The organism is Glutamicibacter protophormiae (genome assembly GCF_014647495.1).
GTDB classification, from domain to species: Bacteria; Actinomycetota; Actinomycetes; order Actinomycetales; family Micrococcaceae; genus Glutamicibacter; species Glutamicibacter protophormiae.
On record NZ_BMPH01000001.1, the window covers coordinates 432,311 to 454,114 of the forward strand.

Sequence of the window (21,804 nt, forward strand, 5' to 3'; positions counted from 1 at the left end):
TTGCAAGGTGTTGTTTCCCGAATCGGGGGAGAGAACCGGGGGTCAGGAACTACCCGCGTAGCTAGGCTCGGAGCATGAGCATCACCTTCGTGCAGATGTCGGCCGCTGATAGGGACGATCTGATCGAGTTCCTCACCACCAATCGCTTCCCGTTCCATGTCCATCAAGCGCCCGGCGAAGCTGACGTGCGGACGAGAGTCGATAGCAGCCATTTCTGGAATGAAGACCGGCAGGGCTACTGGGCCGTCCGAGGCGGACAACGTCGTGGCATGGTGGTCTTGGAAGACTTGCAGGACGGTGGATCTCCGCTGTTTGATCTGCGTCTGGCCGAATCCCAAAGAGGCCAAGGCATCGGAGCCGAGGTGCTGCGCGCCCTGTGCGGCATGGTGTTCGAATCGATGCCGAACGCTCTCCGCTTCGAAGGCCAGACGCGGGAAGACAACATCGCGATGCGCAAGACGTTCCTTCGCTGCGGGTTCCTCAAGGAGGCGCATTACCGGATGGGATGGCCAACGGCTGATGGCCGGCATGTGGCTTCGATCGCCTATTCGATTCTGCGTGAGGACTGGGCCAATGGAACCGTGACCCGTTTCGAATGGGAAGACCTCGAGCTGTAGCCGATGTCCGCCATCCGACTACGGCACGGGCACCTTGCCGGCACTCCCGAAAAACCACGCCGAAGTCATGAGGCCCGCGTTGCGTCCGGATCCTGCAGCACCACCAGCTGCGCCGTAGCCCGGGTCATGGAGACGTAGCGCCGCACTGCCCCTTCCACACCGGAACCGAAACGCTCGGGACGATACAGCAGAACCAGATCGAACTCCAGTCCCTTGGCTTGTTCAGGGCTCAACGCAGCCACCCTCAACCGTGCAGTGAACGCGTCATGGCCGATGACCGCTGCAACACCTTCAGCGTGGCTTTGCAGCCAGGCATTGAGAATGGGCTCCAGCTCATCCGGGTGCGCGTAACGTACCGGGGCTCCGTTGGTGCGTACGGACACCGGAACATTCGCCCCGGGCATTTGCTGGCGGATGGCCGTAGCCGCAGCGTCCATGACCTGAGCGGTGGTCCGATAGTTGATGTTCAGCGCTGCAACATGAACGTCGCGTATGCCCGCCCGGGCCAGGCGCCCAGCCCAGGAACCGCTGAACCCGGCAGTTGCCTGCGCACGATCGCCGACAATCGTCAGGCTGCCCGAGGGACAGCGCCTGAGCACCATGGCCCACTGGGCATCCGTCAGATCCTGTGCTTCATCGACAATCACGTGCGAGAAGGGGCCCGCGGATACGTCGCCAACTGGTTCCTCCGGGGCTCGCTGCTCAACCAGTTGGTCCTGCAGGTCGGCATTCATCAGCTGCGAGGACAGGTCTTCTTTGTCGTCGGCAGAAGCGATCAGGTCGTCAACGACCTGTCGCATCAGGGTGCGCGCGGAGGATAATGCGGCGGCACGCTGCACACGGATCTGTTCACCGTGCGGGTTGCCGACCAGTGCGCGGGCTGCGTCCAGCAGGGGCAAGTCAGATTCGGTCCATGTTTCGCCGGTCTCTGCCTGCAGCAGCGTGTCGATGTCATCCAAACTCAATCCCCGGGCGCAGTACCGCAGCAAGGGTGCGTTCGAATACAGGGTCCGAAGGAGCCTCTCCGGATCCAAGACAGGCCAGTACTCCTCCAAACAGGCATCCAGCTGGTCGTTGGCAGCTAATGCATGCCGGGATTCTGAACCGCTGGCATCCTCGCTGGTTACCTTGGCCGCCAACTGCTCGACGAGCACCTCACGGAGCTGGGATCGCGCGGTGTTGTGGTCCAAACCCGATTCGAGGCAGTCCACCGCAGCCGTCCATTGGTCGGGGGAGAGCATGAGCTCATCCCAGGGAGTTTCAATGACCAGACCCTGTGCGGGAGGCTGTTCGAAAACCCTCACGGCTCGTTCCACGGCATCAACCATGGCGGAGGTCCCCTTGATCCGGCCAATCACCGAGTCGGTTTCCACCCGGGCACCACCAGCATTCGAAACCATGTTCGAAAGCGTTGACACGAGAACCTCGTCTTCGCCCAAATTCGGCAGGATATCGGAAACATAGGCTGTATAGGAATCATGGGGACTCACCACAAGCACGCGGCCGCCCCGGTTCTTTACCCGCGCATCCGCATGCAGCAGATACGCGGCCCGGTGCAGCGCCACAACGGTCTTGCCCGTCCCCGGCCCACCGTCCACTACGAGGGCTCCGGCCGATGGGCGGCGGATGATCGCATCCTGGTCGCCTTGAATCGTAGCCAGGACATCTTGCATCTTCCCGGTGCGCTGCTCACCCAGCGAAGCTAGAAACGCCGAATGGTCATCCAGTGAGGTGCTCTCACCCAGACGTTCCAGATCGAATACCTCGTCGAAGTAGCCGGCAATCATCTGCTTGCGCCAGCGATACCTCCTGCGCATCACCAAACCCTGCGGGTTCGCATGGGTCGCAGCAAAAAACGGTTCCGCAGCAGGCGCACGCCAGTCGATCATGAGTGGGCTGCCCTGTTCGTCGCTCAGGCCAAGGCGCCCGATAAAAAGGCGCTCGCCGGTCGTTGTCTGCATGAATCCTAGGCAGTCCTGCGGGCCGAGATGATCCAGTCGCGCCAGCCGTGCACCCAGCGCGCTGACTTCCACGTCCCTCTCCAGGGATTGCTGCAGTACACCCGCCCGGTCAGTCCCGCGGGTGATGAGTCGATGTCGGGTCTGCGTGCGAAGCTGCTCCGTACGCTGGGCGATTGCGTGCAATCGGTAGTTGTCCGCGTCGAGCGTTGCCGGGTTCGTCAGTCCTGCCTTGGCGCCGGAGAGGGCGAAGAATTGTTGGACAAATGGATCGGTGGCTATGGGGGTGTCGGGCATTTGGGGCCTCCGGAAATGACGTCAGACTAGCGGTGCAAGCATTGACTATGCGCCTCGCCCGGGGCCTTGCGGCAAGAGGGTGTCCAGGGGCTATCCTGAAAATGAGGCTTGTGGGAACTTTCCTGCTTGCCCTGTCGAAGAGCGACTCAATTCTCCGAATTGTGCATGCTGGAGGTGTGACGGTGCGCTCACTGCGCACATTGCTGTGCGCCGGGAATTTTCACAGTGCCCAAGTCGCGATACGATGGATGAATCATGACTTTGAACCGGCCATCACCGGGGAGTCGTCGGAAGAACAGCGTTGGTCGATCACGTTCGTCTCACGCCCAGTAGAGCCGGCCGGGTCCAGCCCGTCACAGCTGAAGAGAAGCGATGTCCCGCCGGTGCTCACAGCATCGGGCGGGGGATAAGCGGGGTGGTACCGCGGCGCATGCGTCGTCCTCGTAGGCAAGGATTTATCGACCCTACGCTTGAAGGACGGCCAAAGCGATGAGCTTCTACCCGAAGGTCACTACTGACCCAACCGGTTCGACCCCGGCTTCGCCGCGTTTCCCAGACATTGAGAAACGCGTGCTCGACTACTGGAAAAATGACAACACTTTCCAGGCCTCCATCGACCAGCGTGAGGGCGAAGAATTCGTTTTCTACGACGGACCTCCCTTCGCCAACGGCCTGCCGCACTACGGCCACCTGCTGACCGGCTACGTCAAGGACCTGGTCGCCCGCTACCAGACCCAGCGCGGAAAGCGCGTGGAGCGCCGCTTCGGCTGGGACACCCACGGCCTGCCGGCCGAGCTGGAGGCCATGAAGCAGCTGGGCATGAACGACAAGCAGCACATCCTGGAGATGGGCATCGACAAGTTCAACGACGCCTGCCGCACCTCCGTGATGAAGTACGCCGACGAATGGCAGAACTACGTCACCCGTCAGGCCCGCTGGGTGGACTTCGAGAACGACTACAAGACCCTGAATGTCGAGTACATGGAGTCGGTCATCTGGGCCTTCAAGCAGCTGAGCGACAAGGGGCTGACCTACCAGGGCTTCCGCGTGCTCCCGTACTGCTGGAAGGACGAGACCCCGCTGTCCAACCACGAGCTGCGCATGGACGACGACGTCTACAAGGACCGCCAGGACCAGACCGTCACCGTGGGCTTCACCATCCTCGCCGGCGAGAACCCGGTCTCGGCCGAGCTGGCCGGCGTGCAGGCCCTGGCCTGGACGACCACCCCGTGGACCCTGCCGACCAACGAGGCGCTGGCCGTGCACCCGGACGTCGAATACGTCGTGGTTCCCTCAGGCGAGAAGGGCGTGAAGGCCTCCGAGGCCGCCGGCCCGTTCCTGCTGGCCAAGGACCTGCTGGGTTCCTACGCCAAGGACCTGGGCTACAAGGACGCCAAGGCCGCCGCCGCAGCCATCACCGCCAGCTACACCGGCGCGCAGCTGGCCGGCGTGCGCTATGCGCCGCTGTGGGACACCTACACCGATACCGAGAAGTACGGCACCGACAACGCCTGGCAGATCCTCACCGCCGACTACGTCACCACCGCGGACGGCACCGGACTGGTCCACCAGGCACCCGCCTACGGCGAGGAAGACCAGAAGGTCTGCGAAGCCCACGGCATCCCGGTAATCCTCTCCGTGGACGAGGGCGCCAAGTTCCTGCCCGTCTTCACCGGCGGCCCGCTGAACGACATCGCCGGCGTGCAGGTCTTCGAAGCCAACAAGACCATCACCAACGTGCTCAAGGCCGACGGCCGCCTGGTCAAGCAGGCCTCCTACGAGCACTCCTACCCGCATTGCTGGCGCTGCCGCACCCCGCTGATCTACCGCGCGATCTCCTCCTGGTACGTCGAGGTCACCAAGATCAAGGACCGCATGCTGGAGTTGAACGAGCAGATCAACTGGATCCCGGGCAACGTGAAGCACGGCCAGTTCGGCAAGTGGCTGGAGAACGCCCGCGACTGGTCGATCTCCCGCAACCGCTTCTGGGGCTCCCCGATCCCGGTCTGGGAATGCGACGGCGTGGAGTGCGAGCACCGCGAGGTCTTCGGGTCGCTGGACGAGCTGAAGAACTTCTTCGGCCGCCTGCCGCTGAACCACGACGGCGAACCCGACCTGCACCGCCCGTTCATCGACGAGCTGACCGCCGCCCACGAGGGCTGCGCCGCCGGCGGCACCCTGCGCCGCGTCGAGGACGTGCTGGATGTCTGGTTCGACTCCGGCTCGATGCCCTACGCCCAGGTGCACTACCCGTTCGAGAACCGCGAATGGTTCGACGGCGGGCACAACCCGGCGGACTTCATCGTGGAGTACATCGGCCAGACCCGCGGCTGGTTCTACACCATGCACATCCTGGCCACCGCGCTGTTCGACCGCCCGGCCTACACCAACGTGATCTCCCACGGCATCGTGCTCGGCAGCGACGGGCAGAAGATGTCCAAGTCCCTGCAGAACTACCCGAACGTCACCGAGGTCCTGGACCGCGACGGCTCCGACGCGATGCGCTGGTTCCTGATGGCCAGCCCGATCCTGCGCGGCGGCAACCTGATCGTCACCGAACAGGGCATCCGCGAGGGCGTGCGCCAGGTGCTGCTGCCGCTGTGGAACGTGTGGCACTTCTTCAACCTCTACACCAACGCCGCGAACAACGGCGCCGGCTACGAGGCGAAGTTCTCCACCGCTTCCACCGACCCGCTGGATCAGTACATGCTGGCCGCCACCGGCCAGCTGGTGCGCGAGGTCACCGAGGCGCTGGATTCCTATGAGGTCTCCGACGCCACCGAGGCAGTGCGCCGCTACATGGACACGCTGACCAACTGGTACGTGCGCCGCAGCCGCCAGCGCTTCTTCGATGAGGACACCCAGGCCTTCGACACCCTGTACACCGCCTTGGAAACCCTGGTGAAGGTCACCGCCTCCCTGCTGCCGCTGGCCAGCGAGGAGATCTACCGCGGGTTGACCGGGCAGCGCTCGGTGCACCTGACCGACTGGCCGGATGCCAACGACTTCCCGACCGACACCTCGGCGCTGGAAGCCATGGAAACCACCCGCAAGATCTGCTCGGTGGGCTCCTCGCTGCGCAAGGCCAAGAACCTGCGGGTGCGCCTGCCCTTGGCCGAGCTGAAGATCGTGCTCACCGATGCCGCTGGGCTGTCCGGCACCTACGAGTCGATCATCAAGGACGAACTGAACCTGAAATCGGTCACCTTGATCGACGCGGCCGGCGTGGACGCCGCCAGCTACGGCATCAGCCAGCAGCTGGTCGTCAACGCCCGCGCCGCCGGCCCGCGCCTGGGCAAGAACGTGCAGCAGGCCATCAAGGGCGCCAAGTCCGGTGACTGGTCCGTCACCGACGGCGTGGTCACCGCCGGCGGCCTGGAACTCGCCGCCGGGGAATACACCCTGGACACCGTGGTGGACGAAGCGGCGGACATCGCCGCGGCGGTCATCGACGGCGGCTTCCTGGTGCTGGACACCGAGGTCACCGACGAGCTGGCCGCCGAAGGCGCCGCCCGCGACATGATCCGCTCCATCCAGTCCGCCCGCAAGGACGCGGACCTGCAGGTCTCGGATCGCATCCGCACCGTGGTCACCGCCAAGGCAGAGGTCATCGCTGCGCTGGAAGCCAACCGCGAGCTGGTGGCCGGGGAGACGCTGACCGCGCAGCTGGAGCTGCTCGTGGACGACTCGGTCGAATCCGAACAAGTCACCGTCGTCGTCATGCAGGACGCAGCCAAGTGAGCGACCTGAACCGCGTCTACCGCGAACTGCTGGACCGCGCGCCGGAGAACAAGATGGAACCGCGCATGGAACCGATGTTCCGCGCCATGGAGATCCTCGGTGAGCCGCAGAAGGCCTGCCCGGTCATCCACATCACCGGCACCAACGGCAAGACCTCGACGGCCCGCATGATCGAGTCCCTGCTGCGCGCGCATGATCTGCGCACCGGCCGCTACTCCTCGCCGCACCTGGTCTCCGTGACCGAGCGCATCAGCGTGGACGGCGAACCGGTCGCGGACGAGACCTTCGTGCGCGTCTGGGACGAGATCAGCCCCTTCCTGGAGATCGTCGACGCGGAGCTGGACGAGCGCGGGGAAACCCGCCTGACCTACTTCGAGGCCGTCACCATCCTGGCCTTCGCGGTCTTCGCGGAGGCCCCGGTGGACGTGGTGGTCCTGGAGGTGGGCCTGGGCGGCATCACCGATGCCACCAACGTGGCGGACGGCGACGTTTCGGTGGTCACCCCGATCTCGCTGGACCACACCGACCTGCTGGGCGACACCACCGAGCTGATCGCCCAGGAAAAGGTGGGCATCCTGAAGCCCGGCGGCTACCTGGTCTCCTCGGTGCAGCCGGTGGACGCCGCCGACGTGCTGCTGGCCCGCGCCCGCGAGCTGGAGGTGCCCATGGCCTTCGAGTCCCTGGACTTCAAGCTGCTGGACCGCCAGGTTGCCGTGGGCGGACAGCTGCTGGCCATCCAGGGCCAGGCCGCGACCTACGAGGAGATCTTCCTGCCGCTGTTCGGCGCCCACCAGGCGCAGAACGCCGCCGTGGCGCTGGCCGCCGTGGAAGCATTCCTGGGTGGGGGCGAGCGCGAGCTGAACGCGGACCTGGTCCGCGAGGGCTTCGCCGAAACCTCCAGCCCGGGCCGCCTGGAACTGGTGCGCACCGCGCCGAGCATCCTGGTGGACGCCGGGCACAACCCGGACGGCATCCGCGTCTCGGCCGAGGCCATCCGCGAATCCTTCGGCTTCTCCCGGCTGGTGCTCATGGTGGGCATCCTGCAGGAAAAGGACGCCGAAGCCATGCTCTACACCATGCGCGAGGAGTACGGCGACCTGGTCGAGGACCTGTGCATCACCCAGTCGTCCTCGCCACGGGCCATCCCAGCCGGGGAACTGGCCAACATGGCGCTGGCCGCCGGCTGGCCCGAAGAGGACATCCACGTCACCGAAGACCTGGAAGACGCCATCGAATGGTCCGTGGGGCGGGCCGAGGCAGGCAACGACCTGTCCGGCGGCGTGCTGGTGACCGGCTCGATTACACTGGTGGGCGAGATTACGACACTGCTCAAGGGAGGAGCCTAATGGCCAAGCTGACCCGCGCCCAGCGCGAGTGGCGCCCGGGCATGCAGAAAAAGCAGCGCTCGGTTAAAACGATGTTCGCCTCCACCGTCCTGGTCTGCGAGGCGCTGTTGGCGGTGTTCGTCACGCTGGCGGCCTTCGGGCTCAAGCGCGGTGAACCGGCGGTGGTCCTCGGCCTGGGTGCCGCCATCGCGGTGCTGTGCATCGTGAACTGCGCGCTGCTGACCAAGAAAATCGGTTTCATCATCGGCTGGGCCCTGCAGGTGGTGTTCTTCCTCAGCGGCTTCATCCTGGTGGATATGTTCTACCTGGCCAGCGCCTTCGCGCTGTGCTGGTGGTACGCGCTGTCCAAGGGCGAAAGCATGGACCGCGACAACGCCAAGCGAGCCGCGGCCCAGGAAGCCTGGGACCAGGCGCACCCCGAACAGGCCTAGTCCAGTTCACCCACGAAGTTTCATCCACCGATACGAAGAGGTAGTCACATGACTGAACGTACCCTGATCCTGGTCAAGCCGGACGGCGTCAAGCGCGGCTTGACCGGCCAGATCATCGCCCGCATCGAAGCCAAGGGCTACACCATCGCCGAGCTGAAGCAGGTCTCCGCGACCCGCGAACTGCTCGCCCAGCACTACGCCGAGCACGAAGGCAAGCCGTTCTACGAGCCGCTGGTCGAGTTCATGCTCTCCGGCCCGGTGGTCGCCATCGTCGCCGAGGGCCATGCGGTCATCACCGGCTTCCGTTCGCTGGCAGGCACCACTGACCCGACCACTGCCGCTCCGGGCACCATCCGCGGCGATCTGGGCCGCGACTGGGGCCTGAAGGTTCAGCAGAACCTGGTCCACGGCTCGGACTCGCCGGAGTCCGCCGCCCGTGAGATCGGCATCTGGTTCGGCAACTAGCCGATGAAGCGCAGAATCCCAGGGACCCTTCGGGGTCCCTGGGATTCTGCGCTTAAAGGGAAAGCCTACAACCAGCCGTCGAGATTGTTGTTGGCGCCGGGAGGAGAAGCTGCCAGCGTCGGGGCCGGGTGGCCACCTGTGCTGATGGAATCGAAGTCGTCCTTTGAGATCAGGACCACCGATTCATGGTTTGCGCCCTGGACGGTGATGACCTGGTGGCTGGTCGCCACGTTGTCCAATAGGTGCGGGAAATTCTGTAGGGCTTCTTCATAGCTGAAATTCAGCATGCAGATTCCTCCTGGGGGTTATGTGCTCAAAGCGTCGAGGATGGGGCGATGCCCACACCGTGGATGGGGGTCCACGGTACTAAACGGCCGGGTGGCCATCCGGGGGACGAGGGGTCTTCGCATCGCTCCAGGTAATTCACATGAGTCACATTAAACACACAAACATCGGGCAATACAATCTTCAGCATCATTTTGTGACACGGATTGATGAATTCGTGGAGTCCCGCCGCCGGCATCGAAGTCCCGGGCCGCCCGGGGTTGCGGGCCGAGGCTAGTCGGAGGAGAGTCTGGCGTGCAGCAGCGAGTCCCGGCGCCCGGAAGCCGTTCGCTTGTGGCCGCGCAGCAGTCCCTCGTAACTGAATCCCGATTTTTCGAGCACCCTGCGCGAGGCTGTGTTCTGAGGGGCGCAGGTGGCTTCAGTGCGTTGCAGGCCCAAGGTTGCGAAACCCAGCCAAGCAGCATTCCGGCAACGATCGTTGCGTACCCCCGGCCCCAGTGACGGCTGTTCAGGACGTAGCCCAGCTCTCCACAGGCGTGTTGTTCGCTAGTGGTCCAGACGGCTCCCGCGCCGATGACATCGCTGTCCAGGGCGGCCGCAAGGTTGAAGGCGCCCGGAGCGGAGGCCCTGGCCTCGTTGATGAACGCCTCGGAGTCGGACCGGGAGTTGGGGCCCCAATCGACGTACCGGCAGACCAGCGGATCCGCGGTGTAGGCATGCACGGCATCGACGTCCTGCTGGCTGAAGCTGCGCAGGGCAAGGCGCGTGCCATCGTGCAGCCTGTGCTCGATGATCTGTTTCATGCGGTTCCCGATGTCCCTTTCGGCGGCGGACAGCGTGCTGCGGGCACCCGGTGGAAAGCAAGGGGCCCAGCTCCCGGATGGTGGAAGCTGGACCCCTGAACGTGCATCGGCGGGTGGTGCGGACCTACTCGGCCGCGTCCCTTGGCTCTTCGGAGAGCGAATGGGCAGGTTTCCCGGCGTCGGTATTCTCCTTCAGTGCCCGTTCCTTGGCGGCCTTTTCCTTGGCATCCAGCCGTTCGATGGCGGATGCTTCCTCGTCCAGCGCGACTTCCGCGATGATGTCCTGTTTGGCTTCGACGGACGGATCAGACTTCTCGCGCCCGGTCCAGACCTTGACCACGGCCCAGGTCGCGGCGGTCAGTGGTACGGCAAGCACCGCTCCGATGATGCCGGCCAGCACGGTGCCAGCGGTCAAGGCCATCAAGACGACCAGCGCGTGCAGGCTCAGGGCATTGGCCATGACAACCGGCTGCAGGAAGTTGCCTTCCAACTGGTTCACGATGATGACGGCGGCCAGCACGATCAGTGCCACCACCGGGCCATTGGTGACGAGCGCAACCAGGGTGGCTAGCACACCGGCCACGGTCGCACCGACCATCGGGACGAACGAGCCGAGGAAGACGATGACGCCCAGCGGAATGGCCAGCGGCACCTGCAGGATCAGCAGGGTGGCGGTGATGCCGATCGAGTCAACGGCCGCCACAATCGAGGTGCCACGAATGTAGCCGCCGAAGGTGTGCAGAGCACGGTCTCCGGACAGGATCCACTTGTTGCGGTAGTGCTTCGGGGTCCAGGAGACCGCGAAGGCCCAAATGCGGTCCCCGTCCTTCAGGAAGAAGAACAGGATGACCAGCAACAGGATCAGGCCGGTGACGAAGCTGCCGGCGGCGCTGATGGTATTCAGCGCTCCGGTACCGAACTGGGAACTGGTCAGGAACCCGGTGACGGTCTGGACGGCCTTATCGATCTGCTCCTGGTCGATGGTGAACGGAAGATCGCCCAGTACTTCCTGGATGATCTCGTTGAGCTGGTTGAAGCCCTGGACCGCCTTGTCGACCAGGGTCGACCATTCGTTGGTCACCGAGAACACCAAACCGGTGCCGATCCCGCCAAGCACGAGCAGTGAACCGAGGAACACGATCCATGCAGCGAGCAGTGCATTGACCACCCGGCGCAGTCGGACCACTAACGGCCAGAGCGCGCAGGCGATGATGATTGCCAGCAGTGTCGGAATGACGATGGTGGTGAGCCTGAGCATGCCGATGATGATGAATGCCGCCAGCGCACCGACCACCAGGATCTGTGCGCTGCGGATTCCCATGCGTCCAAGCAGATCCGTCCATAGCCCGCTGACGGTGAATTCGGGTGGCTGCTCGGTGGTCAAGCCCAATGCCGCGTCGGTTTTGGCCTGTGGGGCCTTCTCCTTCGTCGCGGGTTTCGCCCTGCGAAACAAACTCATACTCGCTCCTCAATGCCGTTTGTGATAGCTCCAACAATAGGCTAGCGAAATGAACAGTCGGTAGATCAACACCGTGAGGATGATCTTTTGCCAGCTCAGTGTTGGGTTGATCGTTTGCTGGGTGGAGGTCTGAGACAGGTTAGGAGCGCGGCCCGAAGTACTCGCTGGACAGCAGGCCCATGATGATCCGGTCGTGGAACTTGCCGTCATGGAAGCCGGCCTGGCGTTCGCGTCCCTCTTCCCGGAATCCTGCGCGGTTGAAGGTGCGCAGCGCGCGTTCGTTGTAGGCCCACACGCTCAGCCCAATGCGGTTCAGCCCCATCTCGCGGAAGCCGAAGTCGACAATCATCTTGGTTGCCATGGTGCCGTAGCCCTGGCCGACGTTGGATCCGCCGATCATGATCATCAGCTCGGCCGAACGGGCTGGAGCGTTGTAGTTGTACAGCGCCGTGTGTCCGATTAGGGTGTCGTCGGGAAGCGTGATGCACAGGCCCACTCCGTCGGTGGTACCGCGGTTGAGGCTGCGCCCCTTGAAGAGCTCGGCGGCTTCGGTCCCCGGATGCGGGAGCACCAAGGATCCTTGCAGAGCCATGAATTCCGGGCTGTTCCACCACTGGGTCAGGATCGGGAGGTCGGATTCCTGCAGTTCGCGCAGGCGGATGTGCTCAGAAATCAGCAGGTTGATTCCGTAGTCCTGGGCATTCTCTGTGTTCCATATGTCACTGGCCATGCATCCAATCTACCCTGTTGCGTAATTCACGCTCCGCATTCCACGACAGGCGAGCGTGGCCACCAGTGAACCGGAAAAGCCCCTATGGGTAGGAAGTTAAGCCATCCTGGGGGTTGCGGTGGCGCATCAGACACGCCGAAGCTCCTCAGCGGGTTTTCGCCGCGGACCTGAAGTGTTGGCCCAGCCAGAAATCCAGCGCTGCGGACAGCAGGATCCCCAGCGTATAGGCGGCAAGATCCAGCGCCGCGAAGCCAGAACCGAACACCAGGTGGGCCGCCGGGAGCATGGAAACCAGAAGCGCCGGCAGGCCGGTGAGCTGCAGGAATTCGATCCCGAAGCACCACAGGAAAGCCAGGGAGGCTGGAAGCCAGGGGGAGCGGCGTACCAGGATCAAGGCGAAGAGCACGTAGAACAACGCCGCATACAGCACCCCGCCGGAGAAGTCTGCGGCCAATCCGCCGCCAAGATATCGTGCGCTTAAACCAGCGGGGATCATCGCCATGGCGATGATCCCCAGGGTTAGGCGCCGCGCAGAAATGCTGCCCATGCCTATCCGAAGAAAGCGTTCGGGAAACGCAGGATCACGGTCGCGGCGACCAGCAGCCACAGAATGGCGGTGATGATCCAGCTCCATTCGCGGAACAGCTTCTTCACTCCTTCGCCGGCGGGGATCACGCCGGTCAGCACATTGCGTCCTGTAGTGAAGACAAAGAGCGGGATGACCATGGTCCAGACGACCATGCAGTAGAGGCAAAGGGCGTTGATTTCGTACAGCGCCTGGAACCAGAACCAGATGACCAGGCCCAGCGCCGCGGTGACGCCCAGCTGGAAGCAGATCCAGAACCAGCGCTGCAGCTTGGTGGCTCCAGCCAGCAGTGCGAAGCCGATGGCGACCACGACGGCGAAGCAGACGATGCCGAAGAACGGGTTGGGGAAACCGAAGATGCCTGCCTGTTCGGTTTTCATGACCGTGCCGCAGGAAATCCATGGATTGACGTCGCAGCTCGTGACGTAGTCAGGGTTCTTGTAGAGTTCGATCCGCTCCAGGACCAGGATCCCGGCGGCGACCCATGCGATGATGCCGGTGACGATGGTGAACAGGCCGAACCCGCGATCCCTCGCCCACCAAGGCAACACGCCCGGGGTCTGTTGATTTTCAAGTGATGAAACCATGCTTTGACTATTCCATATGTTCCTAGGAAAGCGGATGACTCCGCCGTGTGCGTTCTCATCCTAAAAAGATTTTCTGTGCAACGGATATGTGCCCATGAACGCGATGTGAACGAAATATGAGAGAATAGGAGTGGTTGTTCGCGGATCCACAGTCTGCTTTCAACCCAACGAGAGACTTTCGAAACGACAGATCGTCAGGCGATGCATCGCTTCGGTTGAGTGCCCAATATGTGCGCCTCCCGAGGGAATACCGCGGATCGAAGGGCTGCAAAGGAAAGCAGCTGGTTTGAAAGGGCCGCGTTGAGCCGCAGTTGCTGCGTCGGGATCGGTACTCCGGTTCCGGGGCGTGGACAGCTGCGGAATATATAGAGCTTTTGTGTCCGGCCGACTCATAGAAGTAGGCCGAGCCGCACGTCATGTTTGTAGATTCAGCCAAGGCACCGTCTGTGGAGGATGCAGAAGCTGGACTTTAATAGGAGTACGCGAAATTAAATGAGCGCATCAAATCAGCGAAAGGGTGGGGCGCAGGGAAGCAAGCGAGGCAATCGTTCGACGCGCGCCCGCCGCACCCAGGTATCCACCACCCCGGCTCGTCCATTGCGTCGCGCCATGACTCTGGCAGAGCTTAATGCCGCTGCCGGCGTTGAAGACACCCAGTACCGCTGGCGGGCCACCCGCCGCACCCAGGTGTCAACCCCTGACTCCAGCAAGCGCGCAAGCCGCCAAGCCGACCGTCGAGCCCAGAGCGCCCGCAGCGCGGAAGTCGACGAAGCCTTGAATGAGCAGGCGGCAAAGCAGCAGGCAGTCGAGGCCGAAGCCACCGAACAGGTGCAAGCCCCCGCCGCTGAAGTCGTGGAGCCTGCAGCGCCTGCTGCATCCCTGGAAACCGTCGAGGCCATTGCCCAGGCGGCCATCGAGGCCGAGGCGAACGCCGAGCCAGAAGACCGCACCGGCGCACTGCTGGCCGAGCACGGGAGCACCATGATCATGAACCCGTTTGCGATCCCTGAGTCGGCGCATTCGGTGCTGGCCCAGGCCGTCGCGAAGAAGACCCGCACCGCACCGCATGCGGAGGCCGAGGAGCAGTCCGAGGAAGAAGAAGACGTCACCTCGCGCCGCCGTCGCCGTCGCCGCCGCGGCGATGTCGATCTGGAGCTCGAAGGCGGATCGCAGGACGATCCGCCGAACACGGTCACCCGCGTCCGCGCCCCGCGTGCCGGCATCGAGAGCCACGCCAGCGTGAACAGCAAGGTCGCTTCGGTGCGCGGTTCCACCCGTCTGGAAGCCAAGCGCCAACGCCGCCGCGAATCCCGCGAGACCGGCCGTCGCCGCCAGGTGATCACCGAGGCTGAGTTCCTGGCGCGCCGCGAGTCCGTGGAGCGCAAGATGATCGTGCGCCAGCGTGAAGACCGCATCCAGATCGGCGTCCTCGAAGACGGCGTCCTGGCCGAGCATTTCGTGTCCAAGACCCAGCAGGATTCGCTGATCGGCAACGTGTACCTGGGCAAGGTGCAGAACGTGCTACCTTCCATGGAAGCCGCATTCGTGGACATCGGCCGCGGACGCAACGCCGTGCTGTACGCCGGCGAAGTGAACTGGGACGTGGCGGGCCTCGAAGGAGCGCCGCGCCGCATCGAGAACGCCCTGAAAGCCGGGGATTCTGTGCTGGTGCAGGTCACCAAGGACCCGGTAGGCCACAAGGGCGCCCGCCTGACCAGTCAGGTCTCGCTGCCGGGCCGCTACCTGGTGTACGTGCCGGGCGGTTCCATGACCGGTATCTCCCGCAAGCTGCCGGACGTCGAGCGCCAGCGCCTGAAGAAGATCCTGAAGGACCACCTGCCGGAGAATGCCGGCGTGATCGTGCGCACCGCAGCGGAAGGCGCCTCGGAAGAGGAGCTGACCAATGACATCAACCGCCTGCGCGCCCAGTGGGAAGGCATCGAGGAGCAGTCGAACTCGACCAAGACCTTGGCCCCTGAGCTGCTGTACTCGGAGCCGGACCTGACCATCAAGGTCGTCCGAGACGTCTTCAACGAGGACTTCACCAAGCTGATCGTCTCCGGCGAGCATGCCTGGGACACGATCGAGGCCTACGTCATGTACGTGGCCCCGGATCTGATGGGCCGCCTGGAGAAGTGGGAGCAGAACGAGGACATCTTCGCCACCTACCGCGTCGACGAGCAGATCGCCAAGGCGCTGGATCGCAAGGTCTTCCTGCCCTCGGGCGGTTCGCTGGTCATCGACCGCACCGAAGCGATGACGGTCATCGACGTCAACACCGGCAAGTTCACCGGTTCGGGCGGCAACCTCGAAGAGACTGTCACCAAGAACAACCTGGAAGCAGCTGAAGAAGTAGTACGGCAGCTGCGCCTGCGCGACATCGGCGGCATCATCGTCATCGACTTCATCGACATGGTCCTGGAATCGAACCGCGACCTGGTGCTGCGTCGCCTGGTCGAATGCCTCGGCCGGGACCGTACCAAGCACCAGGTGGCCGAGGTGACATCCCTGGGTCTGGTGCAGATGACGCGCAAGCGCATGGGCACCGGTCTGCTGGAAGTCTTCGGCGAAGAGTGCGAGCATTGCGCCGGCGCCGGCGTGATCACCCACGAGGAGCCCGTCGAATCGCGCAAGTCCTTCAATTCGCATGGCGAGAGCCACACGAAGAAGTACTCGGAGAAGCCTTCGCGCAACCGCCGCCGCCGCGGTGGGGACAAGGACGAGAGCAAGCCTGTCGAGCAGGAGCAGGGAGAAGTCGTCGAGGAGAAGACCGAAGCGACTCGCCATGCCCTGGCCAACATCGCCGCGGCCTCGCACCTGGATCACGGGACGGAACACGCCGTGAACATCAACGGCGACGAGATCCCCATGCCGAAGCACGTTGACACCGAGTCCGCCGACACGTCCCTGACCTTGGAATCGCTGGAAGCAGCGCTGCCCGAGGGTGAAGGACAGGACGAGCTGGCCGACGCGGGCCGCAAGTCTCGCCGTCGCTCGCGCTCCCGTGGACGCAACCGCGCCCAGGACGAGCATCAGGGGACCGAGAACCAGGCCGAAGTGCAGCAGCCAGCCGCCGAGCCGGTGAATGCCGACGAACAGGTTTCCTCCAAGCCTGTCCGCAGCCGTTCACGCCGTGCCTCGCGCCCGCAGGGCGCCGCAGCGGGGGACCAGCCGGTCCTGACCGGCCTCGCCCTGCCTGCGTCCCAGGCTCCGGCCACTGAGCCGGCAGTCGCCGCCGCTGCGGCACCTGCCGCTTCGGCGGCCCCACAGAGTTCCACCAAACCAAAGCGACGCAGCCGTCGGGCCACCTCGGTCCAGGGCGATGCGAATGCTGCGGTTGAAGTGGTCGAGGTATCCGCTGCTACCGGTTCGGTAGTACAGATGGATGCCGTCAGTTCGCAGACTGAAAAGCCTGCCGAATCGGCCGGTGCTCCGGTCATGTTCGGTGTGGGAGTTCCGGTCCGCGAACTGAAATAGATGAACTTGGTCACGGTTCACCCACTGGGGCAGTTTGTATTTGCCCCAGTGGCGTGGACTAGCGTAATCTAGTTGATCGGTGCTAAACGCCAAGATCACGGACTTTTGGTCCGCTCGGCGTCAAGGCACAAGCGCATGAGATCCCTGCGTAACGGACCTGATATTAGGTTTGCGGGTTGATTTCTGCGCCGGTAAGACAATAAACGTCGAGTAGAAGTGAGTACCCACGTGGTGTACGCAATTGTCCGCGCAGGCGGCCACCAGGAAAAGGTTTCCGTTGGAGACCTGATCACCGTTGACCGTCTTCAGGCTGCCCCAGGTAGCTCCATTGAGCTTCCTGCCTTGCTGCTGGTGGATGGCGAGAAGGTAACTTCCGCCGCTGCCGATCTGGCTAAGGTCAAGGTCACCGCCGAGGTTGTTGAAAACCTTCGCGGTCAGAAGATCGTTATCCAGAAGTACAAGAACAAGACCGGTTACAAGAAGCGCCAGGGTTTCCGCGCTGCTCTGACCAAGGTCAAGGTCACCTCGATCGCCTAATTAGGCGATCGTACTATCCATTTTTTGTAGCGAAAGAGGCTAAATCATGGCACATAAGAAAGGTGCGAGTTCCACTCGCAACGGTCGCGATTCCAACGCACAGTACCTGGGCGTAAAGCGCTTCGGTGGTCAGGAAGTCAAGGCAGGCGAAATCATCGTTCGCCAGCGTGGCACCCACTTCCACCCGGGCGCCGGCGTTGGCCGCGGCAAGGACGACACCCTGTTCGCTCTGGCTGCCGGTGCAGTCGAGTTCGGCACCCGTCGTGGTCGCCGCGTGGTGAACATTGTGGCTGCTGCCTAACTTAGGTACGCAACAGCATTTTTAGTACACAAGGGGTGGGCCGATTCCGGTCCGCCCCTTGCGTGCGTAGTTAGACTTTTAAGCGAGCAGAAGTTCGCACCCCTTTTCTAGGAGTAGATGGCCCCGTGGCTGCATTCGTTGATCGCGTTACCCTTCATGCCACCGCAGGCAACGGTGGTCACGGTTGCGTGTCCATTAAGCGTGAGAAGTTCAAGCCACTGGGCGGCCCCGACGGCGGCAACGGCGGCGACGGCGGCGACATCATCCTGCGCGTGGACCCGCAGGTCACCACGCTGCTGGACTTCCACCACCTGCCGCACCGCAAGGCCGGCAACGGCGAACCGGGCAAGGGCGGCCTGCGCCCGGGCAAGCAGGGCCTGGACCTGATTCTCGGTGTTCCCGCCGGCACCGTGATCAAGACCCGCGACGGCGACATCCTCGCCGACCTGGTCAACGTGGGCGACGAGTTCCTTGCCGCCGCCGGCGGCCAGGGCGGACTGGGCAATGCCGCCATCTCCTCCGACAAGCGCAAGGCCCCAGGCTTCGCGTTGCTGGGCATTCCCGGCCAGGAGCAAGACGTCGTCCTAGAGCTCAAGTCCGTGGCGGATATCGCGCTGGTGGGCTACCCCTCGGCCGGCAAGTCCTCGCTGATCGCCGCGGTCTCCGCCGCACGCCCGAAGATCGCCGACTATCCGTTCACCACCCTGGTCCCGAACCTCGGTGTGGTGCAGGCCGGCGAAGTCCGCTTCACCGTCGCCGACGTGCCGGGCCTGATCCCCGGAGCCTCGGAGGGCAAGGGCCTGGGCCACGAGTTCCTGCGCCACGTCGAGCGCTGCGCGGCCATCGTGCACGTGCTGGACTGCGCCTCCCTGGAATCCGACCGCGATCCGATCTCGGATCTGGAGACCATCGAAGCCGAGCTGGCGAACTACGAAGCCGACTCCACCTTCGCCGGAACCGACGGCACCATCATTCCACTGGTCGAGCGTCCCAAGCTGGTGGCGCTGAACAAGGTCGACATGCCCGACGGCAAGGACATGGCCGAGTTCGTGCGCCCCGAGCTGGAGCGCCGCGGCTACCAGGTCTTCGAGATCTCGGCGCTGTCCCGCGACGGCCTGCGCGATCTTTCCTTCGCGATGGCCAAGCTGGTCGAAGAAGCCCGCGCCTCGCGCGTCGTGGAAACCCCGGTCGTCGAGGTGCCGGTGATCCGGCCGCGCTCGGTGAACAAGCAGGAATTCTACATCCGCCGTGAAGAGCAGAACCTTGAACCGCTGTGGCGAGTCATCGGAGAGAAGCCCGAGCGCTGGATCATGCAGACCGACTTCCGCAATGACGAGGCCGTGGGCTACCTGGCCGACCGCCTGGCCAAGCTCGGCGTGGAAAACCAGCTGTTCAAGTCCGGCGCGAAGCCGGGCGACGCAGTGGTCATCGGCGCTGAGGAGAACTCGGTGGTCTTCGACTGGGAGCCGACCATGGCCGCCGGAGCGGAGCTGCTGGGCAGCCGCCGCGGCGAAGACGTGCGCCTGGAGGACCGCGGCGACCGCAAGACCCGCGAGGAGAAGCGCGCCGAGCACGAGGAGCGCAAGGCCGCCAAGGCCGCTGCCCGCGACGAGCTGGAAGCCGAGCGCCGCGCAGGCATCTGGACCGAGTCGGTGCATGCAAAGGCCGCCGAGCGCAAGGCGAAGCAGCGCACCCAGGAAGATCAGTGAACACCACCAAAACCCTTTCCGCAATCACCTCCCGCGCCCAGCTGCCCCAGGCCAAACGCCTGGTCGTCAAGGTGGGCTCCAGCTCGCTGACCACCGTGGAAGGCGGCATCTCGCAAGAGCGGATGGACTTCCTGGTGGAAACGCTCTCCAGGACCGTGGCCTCGGGCACCGAGGTCGTGCTGGTGTCCTCCGGGGCCATCGCCGCGGGCCTGGCCCCGCTGGCGCTGGCCAAGCGCCCCAAGGACCTGGCTACCCAGCAGGCCGCCGCCTCGGTGGGTCAGGGGCTCTTGCTCGCGCAGTACACCGCGCAGTTCGCGCAGCAGGGGATCACCGTGGCCCAGGTGCTGCTCACCGCGGATGACCTGATGCGTCGCACCACCTACACCAACGCGCTGCGCGCGCTGGTGCGGCTGCTGAACCTCGGGGTGCTGCCGATCGTGAACGAGAACGACACGGTCGCCACCCACGAGATCCGCTTCGGCGACAACGACCGCCTGGCCTCGCTGGTGGCCCACCTGGTCAAGGCCGACGCGCTGCTGCTGTTCTCCGACGTGGACTCCGTCTACGACGCCCACCCGGCCCAGGGCGGCAGCCGCATCCCGCTGGTTGGGCACCCGGACGAGATCAGGGCCATCGACCTGGGCACCTCGGGGTCCTCGGTGGGCACCGGAGGCATGATCACCAAGGTGCAGGCGGCCACGCTCAGCGCCTCGGCCGGCATTCCCGCCCTGGTCACCTCCACCGCCAACGCCGCCCGCGCGCTGGCCGGGGAGGACGTGGGCACCTGGTTCGCCGCGCGCAACACCCGCCGCTCGGCCCGCGACGTCTGGCTGGCCCACCTTGCGGTGGCCCACGGCCGCCTGATGCTGGACGCCGGAGCGGTGCGCGCCATCCGCAGCGGCGAGAAGTCGCTGCTGGCCGCGGGCATCACCTCCGCCACCGGCGACTTCGAGGCCGGGGACGCGGTGGAGATCTGCGACGCCTCGGGGACCGTGGTGGCCCGCGGGCTGGTGAACTACGCCGCGCTGGAACTGCCGGCAATGTACGGCCGCTCGACCTCCGCGCTGCTCACGGACCTCGGCGAAGGTTACGAAAAACCCGTGGTACATGTCGATGACTTGGCGTTGATCTAGGCTACGGAACCTACAATGGGTGCATGACCCTCACCGTTTCCGAGACCGATGCAGCCGTCCACAAGCTGGCCGACCGGGCCCGCCGCGCCTCGCGCGTGCTGGCTCGCGCCAACCGCGACTGGAAGGACAAGGCCCTGCGCGCCATTGCGGCGTCCATCGACGCCAACCGCGCAGGGATCATCGCCGCGAACGCCAAGGACCTCGAAGCCGGCAAGGCCAACGGGACCTCGGCGGCGATGCTGGACCGCCTGAAGCTGGATGACCCGCGCATCGATTCGCTGATTTCCGCCCTGCACGAACTGGCAGGCCTGCCCGATCCGGTGGGCCGCGTCGTGCGCGGAGAGACCCTGCCCAACGGCCTGCGCATGCGCCAGGTGAACGTCCCCATGGGTGTCATCGGCACCATCTACGAAGCCCGTCCCAACGTCACCGTTGACATCGCCGGCTTGTCGCTGAAAAGCGGCAACGCCGTACTGCTGCGTGGAGGCTCCGCTGCGCTGAACTCGAACCTGGCCCTGGTCGGCTTCATCCGTGACGCCCTGGACTCCGTTTCGCTGCCGCGGGATCTGGTGATCTCCGTGGACGAATACGGCCGCGAGGGCGCCGACGCCATGATGGGCGCACGCGGCAAGATCGACGTGCTCATCCCGCGCGGCGGGCGAGAACTGATCCAGCGTGTGGTCACCACCGCCAAGGTGCCGGTCATCGAAACCGGCGAAGGCAACGTGCACATCTACCTGGATGAAAGCGCGGACCTGGAGATGGCCACCGACATCCTGCTCAACGCCAAGACCCAGCGTCCAAGTGTCTGCAATACCGTCGAAACCCTGCTGATCCACCAGAACGCCGCGGCCGCTGCCGGTGTGCTGCAGGCCTTGTCCGCGGCCGGGGTCACCCTGCATGCCGAGGAACGCGCCGCGGCACTGGTTCCGGAGATCACCATGGTACCGGCGGGGGAGGACGACTGGGCCAACGAATACCTCGACCTGGATCTCGCGGTCAAGGTCGTGGATGACATGGACCAGGCCTTCGAGCACATCCGCGCCTACTCCACCGGTCACACCGAGGCGATCATCACCTCCTCGCTGCGCAATTCGGAGCGCTTCGTCTCCGAGATCGACTCCGCTGCGGTCATCGTGAACGCCTCGACCCGCTTCACCGATGGCGGCCAGCTGGGCCTGGGCGCCGAGGTCGGCATTTCCACCCAGAAGATGCATGCCCGCGGACCGATGGGACTGGCCGAGCTGACCACGACCAAATGGATCGTCCAAGGCGATGGGCACATCCGTAAATAGTTTCTGACCGCCTTATTCGGTACCATGTAGAAGAACGTAAGTGACCT

At 64.3% G+C, this 21,804-nt stretch carries 17 protein-coding genes and 1 pseudogene; 11 read left to right on the forward strand and 7 right to left on the reverse strand.

Features of this window, described 5'->3' with window-relative positions; all coding sequences use genetic code 11:
- Positions 1-74: 74 nt before the first annotated feature.
- Entirely contained in the window at positions 75-617 is a 543-nt protein-coding gene (locus tag IEY43_RS02035; RefSeq protein WP_188946896.1) for a GNAT family N-acetyltransferase, read from the forward strand.
- A gap of 65 nt (positions 618-682) precedes the next feature.
- On the opposite strand, the gene helR is transcribed toward IEY43_RS02035, so the two are convergent.
- Complete coding sequence (gene helR, locus IEY43_RS02040; RefSeq protein ID WP_188946897.1) at positions 683-2,872, reverse strand: RNA polymerase recycling motor ATPase HelR; 2,190 nt, start codon at positions 2,870-2,872, stop codon at positions 683-685.
- Between the two features lie 489 nt (positions 2,873-3,361).
- On the opposite strand from helR, the gene ileS reads away from it, so the two are divergent.
- The 4 genes from ileS to ndk are packed head-to-tail and all read left to right on the forward strand — an operon-like array spanning position 3,362 to position 8,855.
- The gene (ileS, locus tag IEY43_RS02045; RefSeq protein ID WP_188946898.1) at positions 3,362-6,613 is read left to right on the forward strand and encodes an isoleucine--tRNA ligase; all 3,252 of its coding nucleotides are present in this window, start codon (positions 3,362-3,364) and stop codon (positions 6,611-6,613) included.
- A 53-nt stretch (positions 6,614-6,666) separates the two neighbouring features.
- Entirely contained in the window at positions 6,667-7,959 is a 1,293-nt protein-coding gene (locus IEY43_RS02050; RefSeq protein ID WP_188946981.1) for a bifunctional folylpolyglutamate synthase/dihydrofolate synthase, read from the forward strand.
- Entirely contained in the window at positions 7,959-8,390 is a 432-nt protein-coding gene (locus IEY43_RS02055; protein WP_188946899.1) for a DUF4233 domain-containing protein, read from the forward strand. Before IEY43_RS02050 ends, IEY43_RS02055 begins: the two co-directional genes overlap by 1 nt.
- Before the next feature lie 48 nt (positions 8,391-8,438).
- Entirely contained in the window at positions 8,439-8,855 is a 417-nt protein-coding gene (ndk, locus tag IEY43_RS02060; protein ID WP_188946900.1) for a nucleoside-diphosphate kinase, read from the forward strand.
- A gap of 65 nt (positions 8,856-8,920) precedes the next feature.
- Here the strand turns inward: ndk and IEY43_RS02065 are convergent, their stop codons facing one another.
- The 6 genes and pseudogenes from IEY43_RS02065 to IEY43_RS02095 form a co-directional block, all read right to left on the reverse strand.
- Positions 8,921-9,142, reverse strand: a complete 222-nt coding sequence (locus IEY43_RS02065) for a type II toxin-antitoxin system Phd/YefM family antitoxin (protein ID WP_188946901.1) — start codon at positions 9,140-9,142, stop codon at positions 8,921-8,923.
- 271 nt (positions 9,143-9,413) lie between these two features.
- Positions 9,414-9,943, reverse strand: a pseudogene (locus IEY43_RS18475) (GNAT family N-acetyltransferase).
- Positions 9,944-10,067: 124 nt separating this feature from the next.
- Entirely contained in the window at positions 10,068-11,402 is a 1,335-nt protein-coding gene (locus IEY43_RS02080) for an AI-2E family transporter (protein WP_188946902.1), read from the reverse strand.
- Between the two features lie 139 nt (positions 11,403-11,541).
- Positions 11,542-12,132, reverse strand: coding sequence for a GNAT family N-acetyltransferase (locus IEY43_RS02085; protein ID WP_188946903.1), 591 nt, complete (start codon positions 12,130-12,132; stop codon positions 11,542-11,544).
- Between the two features lie 145 nt (positions 12,133-12,277).
- The gene (locus tag IEY43_RS02090) at positions 12,278-12,679 is read right to left on the reverse strand and encodes a ribosomal maturation YjgA family protein (protein ID WP_188946904.1); all 402 of its coding nucleotides are present in this window, start codon (positions 12,677-12,679) and stop codon (positions 12,278-12,280) included.
- A 2-nt stretch (positions 12,680-12,681) separates the two neighbouring features.
- A complete protein-coding gene (locus IEY43_RS02095; RefSeq protein ID WP_188946905.1) occupies positions 12,682-13,305 on the reverse strand; it encodes a vitamin K epoxide reductase family protein in 624 nt (207 codons plus the stop codon).
- A 609-nt stretch (positions 13,306-13,914) separates the two neighbouring features.
- On the opposite strand from IEY43_RS02095, the gene IEY43_RS02100 reads away from it, so the two are divergent.
- The 6 genes from IEY43_RS02100 to IEY43_RS02125 all read left to right on the forward strand — a co-directional run bounded on the left by IEY43_RS02100 (position 13,915) and on the right by IEY43_RS02125 (position 21,757).
- Positions 13,915-16,782 (forward strand): Rne/Rng family ribonuclease, encoded by a 2,868-nt coding sequence (locus IEY43_RS02100; RefSeq protein ID WP_188946906.1) that lies wholly within the window; start codon positions 13,915-13,917, stop codon positions 16,780-16,782.
- 228 nt (positions 16,783-17,010) lie between these two features.
- Complete coding sequence (rplU, locus tag IEY43_RS02105) at positions 17,011-17,319, forward strand: 50S ribosomal protein L21 (RefSeq protein ID WP_047119274.1); 309 nt, start codon at positions 17,011-17,013, stop codon at positions 17,317-17,319.
- 46 nt (positions 17,320-17,365) lie between these two features.
- On the forward strand, positions 17,366-17,620 hold the full coding sequence (gene rpmA, locus IEY43_RS02110) for a 50S ribosomal protein L27 (RefSeq protein WP_022875303.1): 255 nt from the start codon (positions 17,366-17,368) through the stop codon (positions 17,618-17,620).
- Between the two features lie 125 nt (positions 17,621-17,745).
- The gene (obgE, locus tag IEY43_RS02115) at positions 17,746-19,329 is read left to right on the forward strand and encodes a GTPase ObgE (RefSeq protein ID WP_188946907.1); all 1,584 of its coding nucleotides are present in this window, start codon (positions 17,746-17,748) and stop codon (positions 19,327-19,329) included.
- On the forward strand, positions 19,326-20,462 hold the full coding sequence (proB, locus tag IEY43_RS02120; protein WP_188946908.1) for a glutamate 5-kinase: 1,137 nt from the start codon (positions 19,326-19,328) through the stop codon (positions 20,460-20,462). The genes obgE and proB overlap by 4 nt, the downstream gene beginning before the upstream one ends.
- Positions 20,463-20,485: 23 nt before the next feature.
- Complete coding sequence (locus tag IEY43_RS02125) at positions 20,486-21,757, forward strand: glutamate-5-semialdehyde dehydrogenase (RefSeq protein WP_188946909.1); 1,272 nt, start codon at positions 20,486-20,488, stop codon at positions 21,755-21,757.
- The last annotated feature ends 47 nt before the right edge of the window (positions 21,758-21,804 follow it).

Coding starts and splice junctions, on each gene's coding strand:
- IEY43_RS02035 (WP_188946896.1), top strand. CDS start 75: ATGAGCATCACCTTCGTGCAGATGTCGGCCGCTGATAGGGACGATCTG.
- helR (WP_188946897.1), bottom strand. CDS start 2,872: ATGCCCGACACCCCCATAGCCACCGATCCATTTGTCCAACAATTCTTC.
- ileS (WP_188946898.1), top strand. CDS start 3,362: ATGAGCTTCTACCCGAAGGTCACTACTGACCCAACCGGTTCGACCCCG.
- IEY43_RS02050 (WP_188946981.1), top strand. CDS start 6,667: ATGGAACCGCGCATGGAACCGATGTTCCGCGCCATGGAGATCCTCGGT.
- IEY43_RS02055 (WP_188946899.1), top strand. CDS start 7,959: ATGGCCAAGCTGACCCGCGCCCAGCGCGAGTGGCGCCCGGGCATGCAG.
- ndk (WP_188946900.1), top strand. CDS start 8,439: ATGACTGAACGTACCCTGATCCTGGTCAAGCCGGACGGCGTCAAGCGC.
- IEY43_RS02065 (WP_188946901.1), bottom strand. CDS start 9,142: ATGCTGAATTTCAGCTATGAAGAAGCCCTACAGAATTTCCCGCACCTA.
- IEY43_RS02080 (WP_188946902.1), bottom strand. CDS start 11,402: ATGAGTTTGTTTCGCAGGGCGAAACCCGCGACGAAGGAGAAGGCCCCA.
- IEY43_RS02085 (WP_188946903.1), bottom strand. CDS start 12,132: ATGGCCAGTGACATATGGAACACAGAGAATGCCCAGGACTACGGAATC.
- IEY43_RS02090 (WP_188946904.1), bottom strand. CDS start 12,679: ATGGGCAGCATTTCTGCGCGGCGCCTAACCCTGGGGATCATCGCCATG.
- IEY43_RS02095 (WP_188946905.1), bottom strand. CDS start 13,305: ATGGTTTCATCACTTGAAAATCAACAGACCCCGGGCGTGTTGCCTTGG.
- IEY43_RS02100 (WP_188946906.1), top strand. CDS start 13,915: ATGACTCTGGCAGAGCTTAATGCCGCTGCCGGCGTTGAAGACACCCAG.
- rpmA (WP_022875303.1), top strand. CDS start 17,366: ATGGCACATAAGAAAGGTGCGAGTTCCACTCGCAACGGTCGCGATTCC.
- IEY43_RS02125 (WP_188946909.1), top strand. CDS start 20,486: ATGACCCTCACCGTTTCCGAGACCGATGCAGCCGTCCACAAGCTGGCC.